The 18,427-nt window shown below is 57.2% G+C and carries 25 protein-coding genes; 3 read left to right on the forward strand and 22 right to left on the reverse strand.

Annotation, left to right across the window (positions count from 1 at the left end; translation table 11 throughout):
- Window positions 1–208: 208 nt before the first annotated feature.
- Window positions 209–1,714 carry a lysine--tRNA ligase gene (lysS, locus tag IPK79_08520; GenBank protein MBK8190478.1) on the forward strand — a complete coding sequence of 502 codons (1,506 nt, stop codon included), beginning with the start codon at window positions 209–211 and terminating at the stop codon, window positions 1,712–1,714.
- A 7-nt stretch (window positions 1,715–1,721) separates the two neighbouring features.
- Here lysS and IPK79_08525 read toward each other — a convergent pair whose 3' ends face one another.
- The 3 genes from IPK79_08525 to IPK79_08535 form a co-directional block, all read right to left on the reverse strand.
- Window positions 1,722–2,825 (reverse strand): hypothetical protein, encoded by a 1,104-nt coding sequence (locus IPK79_08525; GenBank protein ID MBK8190479.1) that lies wholly within the window; start codon window positions 2,823–2,825, stop codon window positions 1,722–1,724.
- Entirely contained in the window at window positions 2,822–4,279 is a 1,458-nt protein-coding gene (locus tag IPK79_08530; protein ID MBK8190480.1) for a hypothetical protein, read from the reverse strand. Before IPK79_08530 ends, IPK79_08525 begins: the two co-directional genes overlap by 4 nt.
- Before the next feature lie 179 nt (window positions 4,280–4,458).
- A complete protein-coding gene (locus IPK79_08535) occupies window positions 4,459–5,385 on the reverse strand; it encodes an RsmD family RNA methyltransferase (GenBank protein ID MBK8190481.1) in 927 nt (308 codons plus the stop codon).
- A 435-nt stretch (window positions 5,386–5,820) separates the two neighbouring features.
- Here IPK79_08535 and IPK79_08540 point away from each other — a divergent pair, with 435 nt between their 5' ends.
- Both IPK79_08540 and IPK79_08545 read left to right on the forward strand, forming a co-directional pair.
- Complete coding sequence (locus IPK79_08540; protein ID MBK8190482.1) at window positions 5,821–6,753, forward strand: hypothetical protein; 933 nt, start codon at window positions 5,821–5,823, stop codon at window positions 6,751–6,753.
- Between the two features lie 2 nt (window positions 6,754–6,755).
- The gene (locus IPK79_08545) at window positions 6,756–7,496 is read left to right on the forward strand and encodes an MgtC/SapB family protein (GenBank protein ID MBK8190483.1); all 741 of its coding nucleotides are present in this window, start codon (window positions 6,756–6,758) and stop codon (window positions 7,494–7,496) included.
- An 18-nt stretch (window positions 7,497–7,514) separates the two neighbouring features.
- Here the strand turns inward: IPK79_08545 and IPK79_08550 are convergent, their stop codons facing one another.
- The 19 genes from IPK79_08550 to rpsJ all read right to left on the reverse strand — a co-directional run bounded on the left by IPK79_08550 (window position 7,515) and on the right by rpsJ (window position 18,407).
- On the reverse strand, window positions 7,515–9,335 hold the full coding sequence (locus tag IPK79_08550; protein MBK8190484.1) for a carbohydrate porin: 1,821 nt from the start codon (window positions 9,333–9,335) through the stop codon (window positions 7,515–7,517).
- 272 nt (window positions 9,336–9,607) lie between these two features.
- Window positions 9,608–9,976, reverse strand: coding sequence for a 50S ribosomal protein L18 (locus tag IPK79_08555; protein ID MBK8190485.1), 369 nt, complete (start codon window positions 9,974–9,976; stop codon window positions 9,608–9,610).
- A gap of 53 nt (window positions 9,977–10,029) precedes the next feature.
- Complete coding sequence (gene rplF, locus IPK79_08560; protein ID MBK8190486.1) at window positions 10,030–10,569, reverse strand: 50S ribosomal protein L6; 540 nt, start codon at window positions 10,567–10,569, stop codon at window positions 10,030–10,032.
- Window positions 10,570–10,597: 28 nt separating this feature from the next.
- Window positions 10,598–11,008: a 30S ribosomal protein S8 gene (gene rpsH / locus IPK79_08565; protein ID MBK8190487.1), complete on the reverse strand. Its 411-nt coding sequence runs from the start codon at window positions 11,006–11,008 to the stop codon at window positions 10,598–10,600.
- A 50-nt stretch (window positions 11,009–11,058) separates the two neighbouring features.
- Window positions 11,059–11,250: a type Z 30S ribosomal protein S14 gene (locus IPK79_08570; protein MBK8190488.1), complete on the reverse strand. Its 192-nt coding sequence runs from the start codon at window positions 11,248–11,250 to the stop codon at window positions 11,059–11,061.
- 32 nt (window positions 11,251–11,282) lie between these two features.
- Complete coding sequence (gene rplE / locus IPK79_08575) at window positions 11,283–11,867, reverse strand: 50S ribosomal protein L5 (GenBank protein ID MBK8190489.1); 585 nt, start codon at window positions 11,865–11,867, stop codon at window positions 11,283–11,285.
- Between the two features lie 51 nt (window positions 11,868–11,918).
- Window positions 11,919–12,293, reverse strand: a complete 375-nt coding sequence (rplX, locus tag IPK79_08580; protein ID MBK8190490.1) for a 50S ribosomal protein L24 — start codon at window positions 12,291–12,293, stop codon at window positions 11,919–11,921.
- A gap of 63 nt (window positions 12,294–12,356) precedes the next feature.
- Window positions 12,357–12,722 carry a 50S ribosomal protein L14 gene (gene rplN / locus IPK79_08585; GenBank protein ID MBK8190491.1) on the reverse strand — a complete coding sequence of 122 codons (366 nt, stop codon included), beginning with the start codon at window positions 12,720–12,722 and terminating at the stop codon, window positions 12,357–12,359.
- A gap of 26 nt (window positions 12,723–12,748) precedes the next feature.
- Window positions 12,749–13,000: a 30S ribosomal protein S17 gene (gene rpsQ, locus IPK79_08590; protein MBK8190492.1), complete on the reverse strand. Its 252-nt coding sequence runs from the start codon at window positions 12,998–13,000 to the stop codon at window positions 12,749–12,751.
- A 5-nt stretch (window positions 13,001–13,005) separates the two neighbouring features.
- Window positions 13,006–13,209 (reverse strand): 50S ribosomal protein L29, encoded by a 204-nt coding sequence (rpmC, locus tag IPK79_08595; GenBank protein MBK8190493.1) that lies wholly within the window; start codon window positions 13,207–13,209, stop codon window positions 13,006–13,008.
- Window positions 13,206–13,652: a 50S ribosomal protein L16 gene (rplP, locus tag IPK79_08600; GenBank protein MBK8190494.1), complete on the reverse strand. Its 447-nt coding sequence runs from the start codon at window positions 13,650–13,652 to the stop codon at window positions 13,206–13,208. Before rplP ends, rpmC begins: the two co-directional genes overlap by 4 nt.
- Window positions 13,653–13,655: 3 nt before the next feature.
- Window positions 13,656–14,618, reverse strand: a complete 963-nt coding sequence (gene rpsC / locus IPK79_08605) for a 30S ribosomal protein S3 (protein ID MBK8190495.1) — start codon at window positions 14,616–14,618, stop codon at window positions 13,656–13,658.
- 21 nt (window positions 14,619–14,639) lie between these two features.
- Window positions 14,640–14,996 (reverse strand): 50S ribosomal protein L22, encoded by a 357-nt coding sequence (gene rplV / locus IPK79_08610; protein ID MBK8190496.1) that lies wholly within the window; start codon window positions 14,994–14,996, stop codon window positions 14,640–14,642.
- A gap of 35 nt (window positions 14,997–15,031) precedes the next feature.
- Window positions 15,032–15,310, reverse strand: a complete 279-nt coding sequence (gene rpsS, locus IPK79_08615; protein MBK8190497.1) for a 30S ribosomal protein S19 — start codon at window positions 15,308–15,310, stop codon at window positions 15,032–15,034.
- 87 nt (window positions 15,311–15,397) lie between these two features.
- Window positions 15,398–16,228: a 50S ribosomal protein L2 gene (gene rplB, locus IPK79_08620; GenBank protein MBK8190498.1), complete on the reverse strand. Its 831-nt coding sequence runs from the start codon at window positions 16,226–16,228 to the stop codon at window positions 15,398–15,400.
- A 5-nt stretch (window positions 16,229–16,233) separates the two neighbouring features.
- Window positions 16,234–16,530 carry a 50S ribosomal protein L23 gene (locus tag IPK79_08625; protein MBK8190499.1) on the reverse strand — a complete coding sequence of 99 codons (297 nt, stop codon included), beginning with the start codon at window positions 16,528–16,530 and terminating at the stop codon, window positions 16,234–16,236.
- Window positions 16,523–17,170, reverse strand: a complete 648-nt coding sequence (gene rplD / locus IPK79_08630) for a 50S ribosomal protein L4 (protein MBK8190500.1) — start codon at window positions 17,168–17,170, stop codon at window positions 16,523–16,525. Before rplD ends, IPK79_08625 begins: the two co-directional genes overlap by 8 nt.
- Window positions 17,171–17,249: 79 nt before the next feature.
- Complete coding sequence (rplC, locus tag IPK79_08635) at window positions 17,250–17,903, reverse strand: 50S ribosomal protein L3 (protein MBK8190501.1); 654 nt, start codon at window positions 17,901–17,903, stop codon at window positions 17,250–17,252.
- 141 nt (window positions 17,904–18,044) lie between these two features.
- Window positions 18,045–18,407, reverse strand: a complete 363-nt coding sequence (gene rpsJ, locus IPK79_08640; protein MBK8190502.1) for a 30S ribosomal protein S10 — start codon at window positions 18,405–18,407, stop codon at window positions 18,045–18,047.
- Window positions 18,408–18,427 lie beyond the last annotated feature (20 nt).

Genomic DNA, 18,427 nt, shown 5'->3' on the forward strand with positions numbered 1-18,427 from the left:
CTGGATGAGCCTCCTCTATTTACACGACCGCGCGCGTCAAAATCGCTGAAGAGAACCGTGAATAATAAAATCGCGAATAACAAAATCTCAAATGATAAGATAAGGACGTTTTTTCTCGTCAGCGCGTTCCCCCTGCGTTGGGATTCAGCAGCCCTCTTTCTGATTTTCTGAACCTGATTTTTCTTAAAAATGGAAGGACTTCTTCGCGATGTCTCATACGCCCTCTGTTCCAGATGCCGACTCCTCGACGCTTGCTCACATCCGCCAACAGCGCATTGACGCTCTGGCCCAATGGCGCGCCGACGGCGTTAACCCTTATCCTTACCACTTCGACAAAACACATGCCCATGCCGAGTTGCATGCGCGCTATGCACAGCTCCCCGCCGGCGAAGAAACCGCTGAAACGGCTCAGGTCGCTGGTCGCATTATGGCGATTCGCAATAGCGGCATGTTCCTGGATGTTCAGGATGACAGCGGCAAATTCCAACTGTTTTGCCATAAAGAGTACCTGCCCGCCGAGCAGGCGGCGTGGCTCAAGCGACTGGATATCGGCGACTGGGTGGGCGCGCGCGGCGTGATTCGCCGAACCCCGCGCGGCGAACTGTCGCTGAAGGTTCAGAATTTGACGCTGTTAAGTAAATCGCTGCGTCCCTTACCGGAAAAATTCCATGGGCTCACCGATGTCGAAACGCGTTACCGTCAACGCTATCTGGATCTCACCATGAACACCGCCACCCGGCGGACACTGACGGCGCGCAGTCGAATTATTGCCAGCATTCGGCGGTTTTTAGACGATCGCGGGTTTCTGGAAGTGGAAACGCCGATGTTGCAAGCCATTCCGGGCGGCGCGTCGGCTCGGCCCTTTACGACGCATCACCATGCGCTGGATATGGACCTGTACCTGCGCATTGCTCCCGAACTGTATCTTAAACGACTGATGGTTGGCGGCTTGTGCGAGAAGATTTTTGAGTTAAATCGAAACTTCCGCAATGAGGGCATTTCGCCGCGTCATAATCCTGAATTCACCATGCTGGAATTGTATGAGGCCTATGCCGATTACCATGACATGATGACTCTGACCGAGGACCTGATTGCTCATGCCGCCCAATCGGCGCTGGGAACCATGCGCGTGACGTTCTCTGGCAAAGAGATTGATCTGACGCCGCCATGGCCGCGCAAGTCCATGGCCGCCTGCGTGATCGAGGCTACTGACGTCGATTTTATGGCCATTGGCGACGATGCGCAGGCCCGCGACGCGGCCCGTCGTCTGGGCGTTCATGTAGAGGAAAATGACGCTTGGGGCGCAGTTCTTGAGCGCGTGTTTGAAGAAAAGGTCGAGGCCTCGCTTATTCAGCCCATTCATATTACCGATTACCCGCGCGAGATATCGCCGCTGGCCAAAGAGCATCGCGATGACGCCCGTCTGGTCGAGCGCTTTGAAACACGGATTAATGGCTGGGAGGTCGCCAACGCGTTTTCCGAGTTAAACGACCCCCTCGATCAGCGCCGCCGTTTTGAGGCGCAGGTCGCTCAGCGCGAGGCCGGCGACGCGGAGGCCCAACATCTCGATGAGGATTACCTGACCGCCCTCGAATTCGGTTTGCCGCCTACCGGCGGGCTGGGCGTTGGCATCGATCGCGTAGTGATGATTCTGACCGATTCTCCCAATATTCGCGATGTGATCGCGTTCCCCACTTTAAAAGCGCGTCGATAAACAGGCCTCAGGACCCGCTGAAAGCCTGATTCAGAAATGCGCTGCGTCTGAGCCCGCCGCTCTGGCTGGGCTCCCAAGACGGCGCTATACGAATGGCGTGGGGCGGGTGCGACCCGCTGGCAAACCGTCGCTTGTTCCATTGCCGGTTAAATTCAACCGGAAACCAGCCGATCCCCAGGCATACCAGCGCAAAGCTGCCGACGCTGACGGGCAGGCGACGTAAATCCGCATGGCGGGACAGGAGGCTACGCATGGCAGGGGCTTTGGTTTCAAACGCCTGTCGCGCTTTCCCCGATAATTTCTCGCACGTTTGCTGACGCCAGCCGTTATCCAGGTTGCGAATGGCATGGAAGGCTTTTTCGGAGAGGATGTCTACCCGTTGCGCGTCTCCGGCGGCGTGGGCCTGAATGAGCGCCTCGATCGTATGGCTCAGCGATTTAAGAGGCTGGGAGAGTCCATCTCCATTGCCAGAGAAATGTTCCCATCGCGCGACCGCATGCTGGAGCGCCTTTTGAAGCGCTTGCGGGGTGTTGCCGGGCGTCCGCAAGAAGGCTGCCAGCGTGCGCGGAGAGGTGATATCGTAGGCCAGCGCCGTTTGAGGGCTGTTCATAATGGCATTTTTTGTGTCCACCAGACGAATGCCCGCCTTCGATTGTGCCCACTTGGTGAGCGCAAGCCGGAGCGGGTCGAGGGCAAAGAGAATTGTTCCCAGTGTCAGACTGTCACGACGAAACACGTCCCAAAATTCGCTACGATCCCCGTTTTCTGCGCGTTGAAGCGCTTTAACAAAGCGCGGCACTGTGGTGAAAAACAGAATCATCACCGCAAACGCGCCGATGGGAGGCTGTGCGATTTTCATGCTCTTGCCGTTCCACCGAACGGTTAAATGGTCCTGATAATCGTAGGCGAGAAACGTCTTTCGAAGCCAACCGGCGGCGTGAACGGCGGGGCGCCTCACGAAGCGATCCACGGCGCCGGCAGACGGCCCGGACGCGGCGCGCGCGACAAAGGCGTTGGCGCGTTGAGGCGCGCTGAATAACCAGTCTGCGGCCGACTCTACGCGACGCGCCGTCGGGGGGATTGTGGCGGCCTCAGTGCGAAGGGACGTCATGCCGATCGCCCTCCCCATCCCGGATTCGTTATGGTTTGCGGCCACGCAGGCGGCGCATAGCCCGGCATCGACGCGACCGGCTGCCATGGCGCGACTCTGCCGGGGGGTAGAGGCAATGCGGGCGGTATCCACGAGGCTGTCTGCGGCCATAATGCCGACCGCGGAGGCCATATCTGAGACGCCGTTTTGTTTGCGGCCTGAGGCAATACGCTCGCCGCAGGCGAGAGCGGCGACGGGCTCTGGCTCATAGACGCCACGGAGGACGTGGGAGAAGGGGTGGGCGCGTCTGCTTTCTGTGGGGTGCGTTGTAAATATAATCGTGTGGCTGGGTAACGGGCGCTCTTTTGGACGAAATGTGGCAGCATCAGCAGCCAGGCGGACCCCAGACCGGTCCCAATCATGGCAAAAGCGAACTTGCTGCGCAGAATACGGCGCTCTGTCGCGCGCAACGCCTGCGCGAAAACGCCTTGGGGCTGCGTCTGATGGACGCGAAACGCTTCTTGCAGCGCGTCTTTATACAGCGTCAGGTCATTTAAGAGTTTGGCCAACGGACGTCGTTGAAGGGTTTCGATAGCAGGCCCTTGCGCCGATGCAGGGTTTTCCCACAGACGCGTGACAACGTCGCCGCGATTCAACGCGTGGACGTCATCGCCATGTAGACGATTATAATGCTCCAATAAGGCGGTTTTGAGATCGTCATTCAAAGTAACCAGGGCTTGGGAGACGCGTTTAAAATCCTGTCGCGACAACGGTTCTGGACTGGAGAGGCCCTCGCTGGCCCTCTGCGAGAAGCGCTCCGCCCACTGGTCGATAAAGTCGCCGTAAGTATGGGCGGCAGACGTATTATCGATGCCTGCAATGAGCCCATAGGCACGCGCCAGCGGCTCGCAGCCAGTATCCAGCGCTGTGGCGCGCATGGCGGCGTCCGGAAAAAGCTCGCTGAGGGCTGTTTTTAAGTGAGACTGAAACGCTTGCGGCGTGAGCGGCCCCTTCAGCGCGCCCAATTTCTCCGAAAAAGAATGGGTGAGCGTCTTTAAAGACGTATAGCCCAATTCATTCGCCTGCGTCCGGCGCTTCCAGCGAGCCCATGCGAAGGCCAGCGATGGGAGCCCTAAACATCCTGGCGCGGTGAGGGCTTCTCGTTTGAGCTCTTCCCACATATTGGTCCAGTTGAGGCCTTGCAGATTTTTACGCGCTGACTTCAAATGGATGCGCCAGGGTGATAAATCCCGGTTCTGGGGATCTGCTTTCGCGTCATAGCGATAGCGTCCGGCGACGAGGCCCGTAAAAATGCGCTCAATCCAGAGCCCGACGACATCCATCGCCACGAATCCCACCAGATACGATGCGTCAATCTGATTAAAGACTCGCAACAGCGGGTTTGCCACGCGCTGGCCCGCGCGCGCCAGCAGCGTCTCGCCGCCAAAGGCCACGCGAGGCTGGGAGACGCTCACAGAGATAGGCGTCTTCGGGGTGATAGGCCATTCGGCCCGGATGTTCATTCAAAAAGAACCCTGATGACGTTGGAAGAGAATTGGCTAAATCCGTGAGAAGCCAAGAACCCATTCCACTAAACGCCGCTCAAGGCGCTGAGATGACCTATCATTGCCGATTGTAAACCGTTTGCGCCGCGCTATCTCGTCTCGGCGCGCGAGTCTTCTTCTGGAGGCATGGACGCTTTCTTGCGTTGACGCGCGCTCTTGGCGCAAGACGGCTTCTGAAAAAGCATGACGTACTCGTGCCGAAAAATATAAAATCCGCCTTTAAGTGCGCGGTAACGCCACAGGTTTCCGGTGCGGCCCTTGCCCCGTTCATTGCCGGTGATATTTTTAACAATGATCGACTTGCAGATAAAACCTGCTTCGATCATGGCCTGCATACAGTCGAATCCGAGCGGGATAAGCCGCCCGTTTTCGTACTTGTCGCCAATCACCAGCCCGGCGAAGCGTCCGGCGGCGAGTTTCTCAAAGCCCAGCCGCGCCACGCGCGCAAATTGCTCGATAAAGGCGCTGGCCCCATCGGCGTTGGATAAATCCTGCGGCAGATCGGAGAAACGGATAATATCGGCGTAAGGCGGATGCAGAAACAAAAACTGCGCTTCGCGCTCGCCGAGCGCCGCGAGCGCATGGTCAATGGACTTGCCGGTCCACGGATGCGAGCTGTCGCCTTGCAGAATTTGCGTTGCCTGCGCCTTGCCCTGTTCGGCGAGTTTATCGCGCACATACTGGGCCAGATCTGCTTTTAATTCCACGCCTACGGCGCGACGGCCCAGGTTGGCCGCCTCAATTGCCGAGGTGCCTGACCCAAGAAACAAATCCAGCACAATCTCTTCGCGTCGAGTAAAGCGCGTCAGCAACTGGGTGAGAATTTGCGGCACGCAATTGCCGTGATAGTCGAGTTGATGGCCATTGGAACGCTCGCGTCCCGAAAACAGCCATAACGAATCCGTTTCGATCTCTGGGTAATCGCGCCATCTGTTTAGATCGATATCGCAGAACGGCGTCGTCTGCGATTGCGCCTGCTCACTGCTGGGAGAGGTCGGCTTTTTTCGTCGCGCCATAGCTGAAGTGCGCCGCTCCTCTGCTCTCTAACTCTTGCTCTGTCCCGTTCTTTGTCGCATTTTCTGCGTTAAAAAACGGGCTTTCTCTCTTCGCGTCAACCTGTTGGCATCGTAGCCAGTTTGCTGCCTGCGGCGCTTCCCTTGGCTGGAGGAGTTTACGGTAAATGAGACAATGCGCTGTCGTAAATGCCGCTTTCATAGACAGAATCGCAAAATCCGTAATACAATGAAGGGCAGAGAGCGGCGCTTACGCTGGAACAGCGCTAAAATCCCCTGTCTGGCGGGTGACCGATGGCAGTCGCGGCCTTATCATAAAGCTACGGATTCGTTTTACGCACAATGCGTCGAAAAGAACCCGTCGGTTTCAGGGCGCAATCGCCGTTTCCTCAGGATAAAGAGAGACCTGACGCGCCAAGCGGTAGGAACTTTCAACGGATGAGACGAAATCCCGTGGGTTATCAGGCTTATTTGCCGCAATGTGAATCACATGGCGACGGATTCTGGGGGAATCTGGGACGTCTGCTGTCGACAACGACAGAGCAGGCGGCGGTGCGGCTCTCTCGGGTCCTGAGCGATCGCCGTCGCAACGAAATTTCGCTTGCCGCTGAGAACCTCTCTGCGACACCCAGTTTGCCCGATGGCGCGCTGAAGCCCTACGGCTCTAAAACGCGGCTTTATCCGCCTGCGGCTGAGCCGATCTCGGCTGTCTTGACCGATGTTGATTCTCCGACTGCTCCAATCTCTCGTCTTGCAAGCCGCCTTTGCCCTCCCCGTGTGGTAGAAGATTCGGCTCCTCTGCCGCCGCCGCCAGCACAAGAGGGCGATGATCCTTTGGGCGAACTGTTCCCAGAAGCCGTCACCGGATTTTTCAGCGCGCGAGATAGTCAGGCGCTCAAAAATGATCGGGATCTCGTAGAAAGTAGCCGTCGCGCAGAAGAGGCCCTTGAAACCGAGCATATGGACGAGATTGAAGAAGATCCTTTTTTGGCCCATGTCGCCCGGGATTTAATCGTATTAGAGCGTCAAAATGCCATGGCGCGTATGAAAATGGCCATGGCTGGCATCAAGACCCGCCCGCCGCTCCATGTCGAAGCGCGCGAACTGGTGGAGCCGCCCGCAATGGCTTTTCCTTCTAAGACCGCTGCGCGGGACGCCATGCCTATGTCCAAGCCTTTTCGCGAAGTCGCTCAGCGCGCGCGCGCTGCCTCGCAAGTTGGCTCTGGTTCTGCGCGTCGACGCGAAGCGTCTGCTTCTCCTGTTGCGAGAGATCGTGATCAGACCCAACTGCTTCTGGAGCATAACAAGTTTTTGTCGCAAAGCATTCAGCGACTTGCTGAGGGGTATTTCAGCCATTCCGAGACGCGCTAACAATGGATTTGGCCGCCACTGACGCCTTGATCCGCATTCTGCTCTCCGTGCTGCTGGGCGGTATTGTCGGCCTAGAGCGCGAACTCAGTCGGCATCCTGCCGGACTGCGCACCCATATTCTGGTGTGTATGGGCTCGGCTGTGTTTACGATTCTGTCGATTTCAAGCGTTTCTTTGGGGCCGGCTTTGCTTGCGCAAGCGTCGACTTATGGCGCTGACTTGCGTCTGACCCAGGATCCGACGCGTATCTCTGCGCAAATCGTGACCGGTATCGGCTTTATCGGCGGCGGCGCGGTATTGCGCCATGGCGCAACGGTGCGGGGACTGACCACAGCGGCGAGTCTGTGGATGATCGCCAGCGTCGGAATGTTGGCGGGAAGCGGTCATTATGCGCTGTCGGCCATTGTTACGGTTGTCGCGCTGGCTGTTCTGTTTGGCTTGGGGAAGGTGGGTCTGCGTTTGAGCGGCAAGCGTCAGCGTCAGTTTAATCGTTTGCGGCTGTTGATTACTGCCAATCCCATGAATAGCCAGGATGTTCAAACCTGGCTTGATAAGCGTTTCGGCTCACGCGTGCTGGAGATCAAAACTGCCAGCGCGCCGGAAGGACCTTCCACCTATACGTACGTCCTCGATATGACCGGCGCAGAAATCGATGTGAATCAATTGTCGCGTCAGGTGAACGCCCTCACCGGCGTGAGTTCTTCCGGCGTGCGAATGTACTATCACGGCGCAGATGAAGACTAACGCGACGCCGACCGGCCGCTAAAACGTACAATCAACCCGGACGCCCAGGACCGTGACAGGATTATTACTGCGCAAGCCGAGCCGATTCAGGATTAGTTGCCAGTTAGGAATCAGCGAAACTGCGTCGTTTATCTGATAGCGATAGAACGCTTCCATCACATGTTCCCACCCGTCAGAGAAGCGCGAGCCCTGCAGGCCGCCTTCGTGCAAATCGCTAAAGGCGTAGCCGACGCCCACGGCATCGCGACCGCGCGCATCGCTGGCCCCAAACGCGGATAGCGGGGCGGTAATCACGGCGGAAAGCGATTGGCGGGCGCTGGCTAATACAGCTCCCGGCCCAGGCTGAAGCGTTGTATTGGCAACTGTTTGAGGGCTGCTGTTATTGAGCAGATAGCCGACATTGGTCCCAATGCCGCGCAACCATTCCTGATTCCAACCCATATACAGCGAATGGCTGGCCGTGTCGCCGGGATACCCGCGGTAGGCGCCCCCGCTGCGATTGGGAACCGTCTCCAGAACAGACCTCAACGGATCGGTGCCGCCCGCTTTCCATAAATGATAAGCGCCGACGTAGGCGGAGCCCGGTTTGGTGAATCGCTCCCCTAAAAAAGCGGTCGTATAATTGAGCCGCGCTTCGTAGGTGAGGTTAAGGCCTGCCATGAGATCGTCAACCACATTGCTGCCCAGCGCAGCGGTCAGATCCAGACTCGTCCGTTTTCCCAGGCCTTGGTGCCACTGGTAAGCGGCCATCGGTTGGACGATATTCACCGCGATGCCTGGAATATTTATAAAGGCCATGTTTTCAAACTGCGTCAACTCGTTGCCCCGGTACGGGCTGAGGTCGAATAAATCCCACCAGCGGACCAGCCCCAGATACAGATCGCCGGACGTCTGGCGCTTGGGATCGCTTGCGGGCGCGATTCCCATTGTCCAGTCACTCAGAAGAGGGAGACCCGGTTTGAAATGTTGCTTATAGAAGGCGCTTTCCAGATACACGTTGCTTCGCACGTTGATGCCATCGCCCAACAGGGGGTTGGCTCCCCCCACGCCGAGGCCGTCTGAACGCGGGCTTGTGTCGGCCGCCACGCGCGAGTAGAAGTTAAAGGGGTAGTCGGCTCCCCGCGCGACCTGATTCGTCTGATTATTGGCATACGGGCCATAACCTGCAATCACGCGCGTCGATAAGACGCCTGCGCCGAGATGGGAACTCTCGCCCGCGTCTGAAACTACCGGAACGTCGACCGTCAATCGTAAGCGACCGATGACCTCAAGGGAATCCTTGATTCCTCCGATTTTACGCCCGCTCACGCCGCCGCCGCCCATATTCGACAGGCCGCCAAACGTAAAATCGCCATGAATAGCCGTTTTTTCAATCCATCTTAGACGCGCGTCTTCTTCCGTATCGCGCGCTTCCATCTCTCCTAGTCTCGTTGACAATGCGTTTGTGCGGCTCGAACAGGCGTTCAGCTCCTGCCTGAATTCTTCCTGTAATCGCGCAAGGGTTTGTAGATCGGCGCTGGCGGCTTTTTCTGCGCCGACTTTTGCCAGCGATCGACCCATTTGCTGGCTTAGACGGCGCAAGGCCGTTGCCATCTCCCAGCGGGTAGGGGCGTGATCGCCGTTAAAGAGCTGTTGCGCATCGCCCTGTAGGACGCCGTACTGCTCAACCAGCGTTTTAAGCGCATCGTATGCCCAGTGCGATGAGTCTGCGTCTTTGAGATCCTCGACGCTTGTCAATGTCTGAGCCTGACACGGCCCAATGATCACCCCCCAAGCCGCCGCGAGCCCGAGGGAGAGGCACACACTCAATGCCAAGCGCTTGAACGAATATGATTTCATTTCCCACGTCTCCTTTCTGATTGAACGGCCAAGCAGCCGCTCTCGGCGACACTTTAGCTCGTCGCCGCGCGATTATGCGAACCGTTTTGCTGTCGCGCTTCCCGTGCGCGTTACGATGGATCGAAAATAAACCGTTCGCCGCTCGATAGCATAAGAAAGACACGGTTGAAATCCAAGCAATAAATTCGCCGAATGTTTTTATTTTGCCGAAAAGGCCCTCTCTCGGGGAAGAGAAGGCCTGTTAAGAAATTATTTTTACGAAAAATTCAGGCTTAGAAAAGCAGTCCGCCTTCGCGGGCCGCTGTGGCCAACGCCGCAACGCGCCCGTGATACAGGTTACCGCCGCGATCAAAGACGACTGCCTCGACCCCTTTGGCTTTGCCACGGCTGGCAATGAGCGCGCCGACCGCTTTGGCGGCGTCTACATTTGCGCCGGACTTTAGTTGCGCGCGCAGATCCTTATCCAACGTACTGGCTGCGGCAAGGGTTTGGCCCGCTGCATCATCGATTAATTGAGCGTAAATGTGTTTGCCGCTGCGATAGACGGCTAAACGCGGGCGCTCAGAACAGCCTTCCAGACGCCGCCGCAGTCGATAGTGGCGTTTACGGGTATTTTCGCGGTGATTCAACTTGGATGCCATAGTGCAATTGTTCCCAATGTGGTGGTAAAGCGAGTCATGCGCCTCAGCGCGGGTTATTTTTTACCAGATTTACCGGCTTTACGGCGAACCATCTCGCCTGCATACCGGACGCCTTTGCCTTTGTAAGGTTCCGGCGGACGCTTGGCGCGAACGGCAGCGGCGAAATCGCCCACTTCTTGTTTATCAGGGCCTTTGATGGAAACCTTGGTGTTCGCCTCAACGGCCACTTGCATGTGCTTGGGGAACTCAAATTCCACCGGGTGGCTGTAGCCCAGCGCCAGCGTTAATTTATTGCCCTGAACCTGAGCCCGGTAGCCCACGCCGACGATTTCCAGACGACGCTCAAAACCCTGGCTCACGCCCACGACCATATTGCTGAGCAACGTCCGGCTCAGGCCGTGTAACGAACGCGCTTGACGCGTTTCTTCGGAGCGAACCACTTGCAGGGTATTGCCCTCGCGTTCGATAGCGACCTCTGAACGAAACGTCCAGCTTAACTCGCCCAGCGGCCCCTTGACGCGCACGGTCTGGCCGTCTACAACGACGTCCACTTTATCGGGGATTTCAATCGGGGCTTTTCCAATTCGCGACATGATGCGTTGTTACAACCTTCGGTTGGGGTTAGTACAAGGTACAGAGCAACTCGCCGCCGACGTTGCGCTTGCGCGCTTCGCGATCGGTCAGCAGGCCTTTGTTAGTGCTGACCACCGCGACGCCTGCGCCGTTGAGAACGCGCGGCAGATTGCGTGAGCCAAAGTAGACGCGCAAGCCTGGACGGCTGACGCGCTTGATTTTGCGAATCACCGGGTAGCCTTCGACGTCGTATTTGAGGTTGACCCGCAAACGACGATGACCGCGTTTGGGGTTCTCGCGATCTTCCAGCACTTCAAAGCTGCGGATATACCCTTCAGCCAGCAATAATTGGCTGAGGCTGACCAGCAAACGGGTCGCGTTCATTTCGACCGACGCGTGACCTGCGCCAGCGGCGTTACGAAGGCGCGTCAGATAATCGGCGACGGGATCGGAATGCATATGGGAGAGATCCTATGGGGTTGGGGAAGACGTTCAATGAGAAGAGGACGTTACCAGCTCGCCTTGAAAACGCCGGGCAACTTGCCTTCAGAGGCCAGCTTGCGCAGGCACAGGCGGCACAGGCCAAATTGACGATAATACGCGCGGGGACGACCGCACAACCCGCAACGGTTATGAAGTTTGACGCGCGGAAACTTGCCTTGAGCGGCCAGCTTGCGGCGGGTTTCTTCCTTGTTGATCATTGAGAGTTTTGCCACGAGAAACCGTCTCCTGTTTAGGACGCGGCGGCGACCGGGGCCGCCTCCGTTTTACTGCGTTTGAAAGGCGTTCCGATGGCAGCCAGTAATGCTCTGGCTTCCATATCCGTGCGGGCGCTGGTGCAAATGGTGATGTTCATCCCGCGCACTTTTTCTACTTTGTCATAGTTAATTTCGGGGAAAATTAACTGATCGCGCAAGCCGATATTGTAATTGCCCCGGCCGTCGAAGCCTTTATCGCTCAGGCCGCGGAAGTCACGTACGCGCGGCAGGGCGACGCCATTGAGCTTGGCGAGAAAATAGTACATCCGATCGCCGCGCAGCGTCACTTTAAGGCCGATGGGCATGCCTTCGCGCACTTTAAAACCGGCGACGGATTTTTTGGCGCGCGTGACCACCGGCTTTTGGCCCGTGATAGCGGTTAAGTCGCGCACGGCGGCATCCAGAATTTTGACGTTCTGTGCGCCGTCGCCCACGCCGATATTAATCACAACCTTCTGGACGCGCGGAACCTGAAGCGCGTTCGTATAGCCCTGATCTTTCATGAGGGCGGGGACGATATCCTTAAGGTATCTGTCTTTTAGCGATTTGGGGGAAGCCATGGAAAGGGGGTCTCTTCGGGTTGGAGGGATTCAACTGAACTAAAAACGACGCTAGTCGTCAAGTTGCTCGCCGGATTTTTTGGAAACGCGCACGCGCTTGGCTTTTCCGGCGGGAGTGGAAAGCGGTTCGCGTCGAACGCGCGTCGGCTGGGAAGACTTGAGATCGTACACCATTACGTTAGACAAGTGCAGCGGGGCTTCCATCTCAACAATGCCGCCGCGCAAACCGGCCATCGGGTTGGGACGCACGGCCTTGCGAATGATATTCAGGCCTTCTACCAACACTTTGGCGCGATCCAGAAAGACGCGTTTCACCACGCCGGTTTTACCTTTGTCCTTGCCGGTGATCACCATCACGGTATCGCCGCGTTTAATCACGCATTTCTCAATCGGGTTCAGCCGCTTGCGGCTACGGCGGGCGCTCATTTGAGCCATGGGGGAACGTCTCCAGTCGTCGGGAAATTCAAAAATCAGGAAAACAAGAGGGCGTTATAGCACCTCGGGAGCGAGCGATACGATTTTCATATAGCCTTTGTCACGCAGTTCGCGGGCAATCGGTCCGAAAACGCGAGTGCCAACGGGGTTGCCATCTTTTTTGATGATGACGGCGGCGTTTTCGTCAAAAGAGATCACCGAGCCGTCCAGACGACGCAGTTTAAATGTCGTGCGAACAATCACCGCCGAGACGATATCGGATTTTTTGACCTGACCGCCTGGCTGCGCTTTCTTGACGACTGCCGTCACTTTATCGCCGATGCCAGCCGTACGAGCGCCTTTTTTAAGGACGCAAATGACCAGTAACTCCTGTGCGCCGGAGTTGTCGGCTACTTGTAGAATGGTCTCGTTCTGAATCATGGGGAGAAAATCCTTACAGGGAAGCGTTACAGGTCTTGCGAACGTTCAAGAATTTCCTTGAGCGTCCAGGTTTTTTCGCGGCTAAGCGGGCGACACTCGACAATACGCACCTTGTCGCCAGGATGACAGGCGTTGGCTTCGTCATGCGCTTTGAATTTAGTGGTTTTGCGTTGGTATTTCCCGTACTTAGGGTGGGGTTGTTGTTCTTCCACCGCAACCACGATGGTTTTTTCCATCTTGTTGGAGACGACGTGACCCACTTTTTCCTTCTTGGGCATGGGGATTACTGGTTACCTCCTGCGACAGCCTGTTCGCGCTGTACGGTTTTAATCTGGGCGATGCGGTGGCGCATCCCGCGCAGTCTCGCAGGATTTTCCAGTTGCGCCTGCGCCTTTTTGAAGCGCATTTCAAATAACTCGCGACCGGCTTCCGCCAACGCGCGATTCAGCTCTTCAGCCGACATTTCGCGTAATTCCGCAATGCTCATGATTCGGTGACTCCCGATTCTGCGACGTTTGTCAGATCTTCTTTGCACAGAATTTTTGTGCGCACCGGCAGTTTTTGGGCTGCCAGTTCCAAGGCGCGAACGGCGACAGCGCGCGAGACGCCTTCCATTTCAAAGAGAATACGGCCCGGCTTGACCACGGCAACCCAGTATTCCTGACTTCCCTTGCCGCTTCCCATACGGGTTTCAGCAGGCTTTTTAGTGACGGGTTTGTCAGGAAAAATACGAATCCAGATTTTACCGCCGCGCTTGATGCTGCGGGTCATTGCGCGCCGGGCGGCTTCAATCTGACGACTGGTCAGCCATGCGGGATCCTGGGTAATTAAGGCGAATTCGCCGAAGTTAATTTCGGTGCCGCGCGTTTCATGGCCGGTCATCCGACCGCGCATCTGCTTGCGATATTTGGTGCGTTTGGGCATTAACATGAGTTAAGACTCCTGAGGAGAAGAAGTTGAATCAGGACTGGGTGCAGAAGGAGGCGTCTCAGGCGCATCAGACGCGCCTGCAGGCCGAACGACCCGAACTTCGCCTGGGCCGCGACCACGACCGCCGCGTCGACCGCGACCGCCGGCCGCGTCAGGGGATCCACCGCCAGGACCGCCTGGACCACGGCGTCCTCGTCCACCGGGAGCGCCGCCGCCGCCGCCCGGACCGCCACGACGCCCAGCGCCTTGCAGACCTTGGGGCGAACCGCCGCCTTCGCCGTCTCCGCCGCCGCCACGCGGCTTGATGTTCACGGAGGCTTTCTCGCCCGGCAAGACTTCGCCTTTAAATACCCAGACTTTAACGCCGATGATGCCGAAAACCGTCATCGCCTCGGCAAAGCCGTAATCGATATCTGCGCGGAAGGTATGCAGCGGAATCCGACCTTCCTTTGCCCATTCGGTGCGGGCAATTTCAGCGCCGCCGAGACGACCGGCGACCATCACTTTAATGCCCTTAACGCCAGAGCGCATGGCGCGTTGCATCGACTGCTTCATCGCGCGACGGAACGCCACGCGTTTTTCCAGCTGTTGGGCAATGGATTCGGCAATCAATTGAGATTCTGCGTCAACCCGCGCGACTTCCATCACATCCAGGCGGATGTCATTCATTTTGCGGTCAATTTTGGCGGAGAGGAACTTGCGCAGCTCTTCAAGGCCCTGGCCGCCACGGCCCACGACCATCCCGGGGCGGCCGGTAATCACGCGAATGATCAGGCGTTGCGCTTTGCGATCAATCTCGATGCGCGCTACGGAGGCATTTTTCAGCTTGGCTTTGAGCGCCTTGCGGATAGCGTCATCTTCTTTGACGCAGCGGGCATACTCCGCATGGTGGGCGGCAAACCAGCCGCTTTCCCAGTCTGCGACGATGCCCAGACGAATGCTTTTAGGGTGAACTTTTTGTCCCATGGCGCTGTGGCGTTCTCCTGCTTACTTTGCGGCGACCGGCTCAACGACCTGAACGCGTAGGGTCAGGCGAGAGGTGCGCTTTTCTCGGCGATAAATGCGGCCTTGGGCGCGCGGTTTGTAGCGGACCATAATTTTGCCGTCATCTGCAAGGGCTTCGCTGATGCGTAAGCGATCCGGCGTTACGTTGTACTTCACTTCGGCGTTATGAGACGCGGCAACCAGATTCTTCAGCACCACGTCGGCGGCGCGATACGGCATCAAGCGCAGCATTGCGTAGGCTTCGGGCACGCGTTTGCCGCGAATGGCGTCCATAATCCGACGGAGCTTGCGCACCGTCATGATGATATTGCGTTGTTGTGAAGCGACTTCTTGCGTCATTGGTGTGGCGTCTCGTTATTTTAATCGTCGGGAAACTAGCGTTTGGCCTTTTTGTCGGTGCCCGCATGGCCGCGGAACATCCGCGTCGGCGCGAATTCACCCAGTCGATGGCCAATCATGTTGTCGGTGATAAACACCGGTACATGGCTTTTGCCGTTGTGGACGGCAATGGCCAGCCCAATCATTTTGGGCAGAATCATCGAGCGTCGCGACCAGGTGCGGATCGGCTTTTTATCGCCGGTTTCCTGCGCCGCCTCTACTTTTTTGAGTAGATGCTCATCGACGAAAGGGCCTTTTTTCAGTGAACGTGCCATTGGGTAAAACTTCCGTGTTGAAGGACGTTACGACCAGAACTTGTTAATAGAGAACGAGTCAGAAAAAGAGGAATTGCGCGAGCGCGTCTATTTTTTGCGACGGCGCACAATCAGGCGGGTAGAAGCCTTGCGCGGGTTACGCGTTTTACGACCCAGCGTCTTCCAGCCCCAAGGCGATACAGGCGCGTCGCGGCCGATGGGAGCGCGTCCTTCGCCGCCGCCGTGCGGGTGATCGATCGGGTTCATGACCGAGCCGCGGACTGTCGGGCGAATGCCCATCCAGCGCTTGCGTCCGGCTTTGCCCAGATTGACGTTTTTCAGTTCAGACAGGCTTAAGATCCCAATCGTGGCATAGCAGCCTTCCAGCACTTTGCGCATTTCAGAACTCGGCAGGCGAAGCGTTACATGCGCGCCTTCCTTGGCCACTACCTGAGCGCTGGCGCCAGCGGCGCGAGCCATTTGGCCGCCGCGACCGGGGGTCAGCTCAATATTGTGAACCTGGGTGCCCAAAGGAATGTTTTTTAAGGGGAGGCTGTTACCCACTCGGATATCGGCGCCGGGGCCGCTATTAATAGTTTCGCCAACGCGCAGTCCTTCCGGGGTCAGGATATAGCGCTTTTCACCATCGATATAGTGAATCAGTGAGATGCGCGTGTTGCGGTTCGGATCGTATTCAATCGTCGCAACGCGGCCCGGAATCCCGAATTTATCGCGTTTGAAGTCGATGATCCGATAAGCGCGGCGATGACCGCCACCGCGATGACGTACGGTTACCCGGCCGTAATTATTGCGTCCCGAATGCTGCTGCTTTTTCAGCAACAACGGCTTGTGAGGCTGATTGGTCGTCAGATCCGAAGCGTCGATCTGCGACATGCCCCGAACGCCGGGCGAAGTAGGTTTAAATTTCTTGAGTTGCATGACGACTAAGCTCCCGCAAAGAGTTCAATGGGATCGCCTGAAATGGTGAATATCGCCTTGCGACGCGGCGACGTGCGCCCCGCATGACGTCCCACCCGACGAATCGTCCCGGGAATCGTAATAAGCCGGATGCGCGCAACCTTGCGCCCCGGAAAGGCCAGTTCAAACGCCTTGCCCAATTCAATTTTGTTGGCGCGACGATCCACTTCAAAGACGTATTGATTCTGTTGAGACATAACAGTCGTCTTTTCAGTAATGACCGGACGTTTTAAAAGCCGGTATAACTGCTCGGGGCTAGACATGAGCGGCGTACCTCTGGTTAATGGCCTGAATGGCCGATTCATCGGCCAGTACGGCGTCGGCGTGCAGGAGATCCTTCACGCTGAGATCGGCGGGCAGGCGCAAAATGACGCGCGGCAGATTGCGCGCTGCCAGCTTCAAATGCGCATTCTGCTCCAGACGATAGTCGGCTAAAATAAGCACGCGCTGATCGCTTAATGACAGGTTTTTCAGAAGGTCAGCCATCTGGCGTGTCTTGGGCGCCGTCAGGAACGAAAAATCTTTAAGAACGCGGAATTTGGCGCGCGCTGCCGATAATGAAGAGCGCAAAGCCAGACGACGCACTTTTTTAGGCAATTGAATGGAGAAATCGCGCGGCTGAGGTCCGAAAATCACGCCGCCGCCTCGCCATAACGGCGAACGAATACTGCCGGCGCGAGCGCGACCCGTGCCTTTTTGTTTCCAGGGTTTGCGTCCGCCGCCGCGCACTTCTGCGCGCGTTTTGGTTTTCGCCGACCCGGAGCGGGCGTTCGCCAATTCGCGGCGCAGGGCCAGATACAGGGCATGTTTGTGCGGCTCAATGCCAAAAACGTCGTCGGACGCCTGCACGCTGCCGGTGACCTCGCCGCTGGGGCTGTAGACGTTTAATGCGGTCTCAGACATAACTGGGAAGCCTTCTAGAACATAAGGGGAGAGGGAAAAAAGACGCGAAATCGTCGCGCCCAGAAAAAATGATTTGCCGCTAGCGTACCAGCGTTTGTTGGCGTAGCGTAACTAAACCGCCTTCCACGCCGGGAATTGCGCCTTTGACGAGAACCACGTTCTGCTCCGGCAGCAATCGGATAACCGTGAGCGCCTTAACCGTGACGCGCTCGTTGCCCATTTGGCGCGCCATGCGCTTGCCGCGAAGTACGCGGCCAGGCGTGGTGCCTGCGCCAATAGATCCCGGAATGCGGTGGGATTTAGAGCCATGGGCCATTGGCCCGCGACCGAAATGCCATTTCTTGGTGCCGCCTTGAAAGCCCTTGCCAATCGATTGACCGATAACGTCAATCTTTTGCCCCTCAGCCAATACCGATCCTTCGGCAAACGGATCGACCGCATCGCCTACGGTGAAGGCGCTGACGGCTTGGGCGTCCACGCGGAATTCACGCAATTGGCGCATGAGAGGCAGGCTGTTTTTTTGAAGATGCCCTTGCTGGGGGCGAGTCAAATGTTTCGCGGTCGATTCGCAGCAGCCCACCTGAACGGCATTGTAACCGTCGGTCTGCTCGGTTTTAACCTGGGTGACGACCGTGGGGAGCATTTCCACCACTGTCACCGCAACCGCAGCGCCATCTGAGGTGAAGACTTGCGTCATACCGCGTTTTTTACCGATAAATCCGGGGAGCGACACGTTCAAAACCTTCCTGAAACACTTGGGAGGGAGGGAGTTAAAATTCCCAGGGCCTTTTATGAGGGCTTTTCACTGGACTAGGCCCGAGAGTCGGGAGGACAGCGCGCGACGACCAGAAGCGCCTAGCGGGGAATCAATGTATTACAAGCGCACCTGAATATCAACCCCGGCCGGCAGGTCCAGACGGCTCAGCAGATTGGCAAATTCAGGGCCTGGGCTGTGGATGTCAATCAGGCGAACGTGAATTCGTAATTCAAAATGCTCGCGCGATTTTTTATCCGCATGGGGAGAGCGTTGTACGCAGAAGATATGACGGCAGGTCGGCAGCGGAATCGGTCCGACGACCCGGGCTTTGGCGTTTTTGGCCACGTCAATGATTTTCTCGGCGGAAACGTCTACCAGACGATGATCATAAGCCTGCAAGCGAATCCGGACGCGATCTTTGGGAGAGCGCCGACGAGAGGGGGCTTTGCGATCTTGTTGTTGCGGGGCGGGCTTTGCCATGAGCGTGGGGTCTTCCTGTC

It is taken from the genome of Vampirovibrionales bacterium (assembly GCA_016712355.1).
Taxonomy (GTDB): Bacteria; Cyanobacteriota; Vampirovibrionia; order Vampirovibrionales; family Vampirovibrionaceae; genus JADJRF01.

Excerpts from the sequence above, each read along its gene's own strand:
- IPK79_08525 (MBK8190479.1), bottom strand. The coding sequence starts at position 2,825 with ATGACGTCCCTTCGCACTGAGGCCGCCACAATCCCCCCGACGGCGCGT.
- rplV (MBK8190496.1), bottom strand. The coding sequence starts at position 14,996 with ATGACGCAAGAAGTCGCTTCACAACAACGCAATATCATCATGACGGTG.
- IPK79_08545 (MBK8190483.1), top strand. The coding sequence starts at position 6,756 with ATGGATTTGGCCGCCACTGACGCCTTGATCCGCATTCTGCTCTCCGTG.
- rpmC (MBK8190493.1), bottom strand. The coding sequence starts at position 13,209 with ATGAGCATTGCGGAATTACGCGAAATGTCGGCTGAAGAGCTGAATCGC.
- rpsQ (MBK8190492.1), bottom strand. The coding sequence starts at position 13,000 with ATGCCCAAGAAGGAAAAAGTGGGTCACGTCGTCTCCAACAAGATGGAA.
- rplD (MBK8190500.1), bottom strand. The coding sequence starts at position 17,170 with ATGTCTGAGACCGCATTAAACGTCTACAGCCCCAGCGGCGAGGTCACC.
- rplX (MBK8190490.1), bottom strand. The coding sequence starts at position 12,293 with ATGAGCGCCCGCCGTAGCCGCAAGCGGCTGAACCCGATTGAGAAATGC.
- IPK79_08540 (MBK8190482.1), top strand. The coding sequence starts at position 5,821 with ATGAGACGAAATCCCGTGGGTTATCAGGCTTATTTGCCGCAATGTGAA.
- rpsS (MBK8190497.1), bottom strand. The coding sequence starts at position 15,310 with ATGGCACGTTCACTGAAAAAAGGCCCTTTCGTCGATGAGCATCTACTC.
- rpsC (MBK8190495.1), bottom strand. The coding sequence starts at position 14,618 with ATGGGACAAAAAGTTCACCCTAAAAGCATTCGTCTGGGCATCGTCGCA.
- IPK79_08535 (MBK8190481.1), bottom strand. The coding sequence starts at position 5,385 with ATGGCGCGACGAAAAAAGCCGACCTCTCCCAGCAGTGAGCAGGCGCAA.
- rpsH (MBK8190487.1), bottom strand. The coding sequence starts at position 11,008 with ATGCATTCCGATCCCGTCGCCGATTATCTGACGCGCCTTCGTAACGCC.
- rplE (MBK8190489.1), bottom strand. The coding sequence starts at position 11,867 with ATGGCTTCCCCCAAATCGCTAAAAGACAGATACCTTAAGGATATCGTC.
- IPK79_08550 (MBK8190484.1), bottom strand. The coding sequence starts at position 9,335 with ATGAAATCATATTCGTTCAAGCGCTTGGCATTGAGTGTGTGCCTCTCC.
- IPK79_08625 (MBK8190499.1), bottom strand. The coding sequence starts at position 16,530 with ATGTCTAGCCCCGAGCAGTTATACCGGCTTTTAAAACGTCCGGTCATT.
- rplP (MBK8190494.1), bottom strand. The coding sequence starts at position 13,652 with ATGTTAATGCCCAAACGCACCAAATATCGCAAGCAGATGCGCGGTCGG.
- lysS (MBK8190478.1), top strand. The coding sequence starts at position 209 with ATGTCTCATACGCCCTCTGTTCCAGATGCCGACTCCTCGACGCTTGCT.
- rplF (MBK8190486.1), bottom strand. The coding sequence starts at position 10,569 with ATGTCGCGAATTGGAAAAGCCCCGATTGAAATCCCCGATAAAGTGGAC.
- rplB (MBK8190498.1), bottom strand. The coding sequence starts at position 16,228 with ATGCAACTCAAGAAATTTAAACCTACTTCGCCCGGCGTTCGGGGCATG.
- IPK79_08555 (MBK8190485.1), bottom strand. The coding sequence starts at position 9,976 with ATGGCATCCAAGTTGAATCACCGCGAAAATACCCGTAAACGCCACTAT.
- rplN (MBK8190491.1), bottom strand. The coding sequence starts at position 12,722 with ATGATTCAGAACGAGACCATTCTACAAGTAGCCGACAACTCCGGCGCA.
- rpsJ (MBK8190502.1), bottom strand. The coding sequence starts at position 18,407 with ATGGCAAAGCCCGCCCCGCAACAACAAGATCGCAAAGCCCCCTCTCGT.
- IPK79_08570 (MBK8190488.1), bottom strand. The coding sequence starts at position 11,250 with ATGATCAACAAGGAAGAAACCCGCCGCAAGCTGGCCGCTCAAGGCAAG.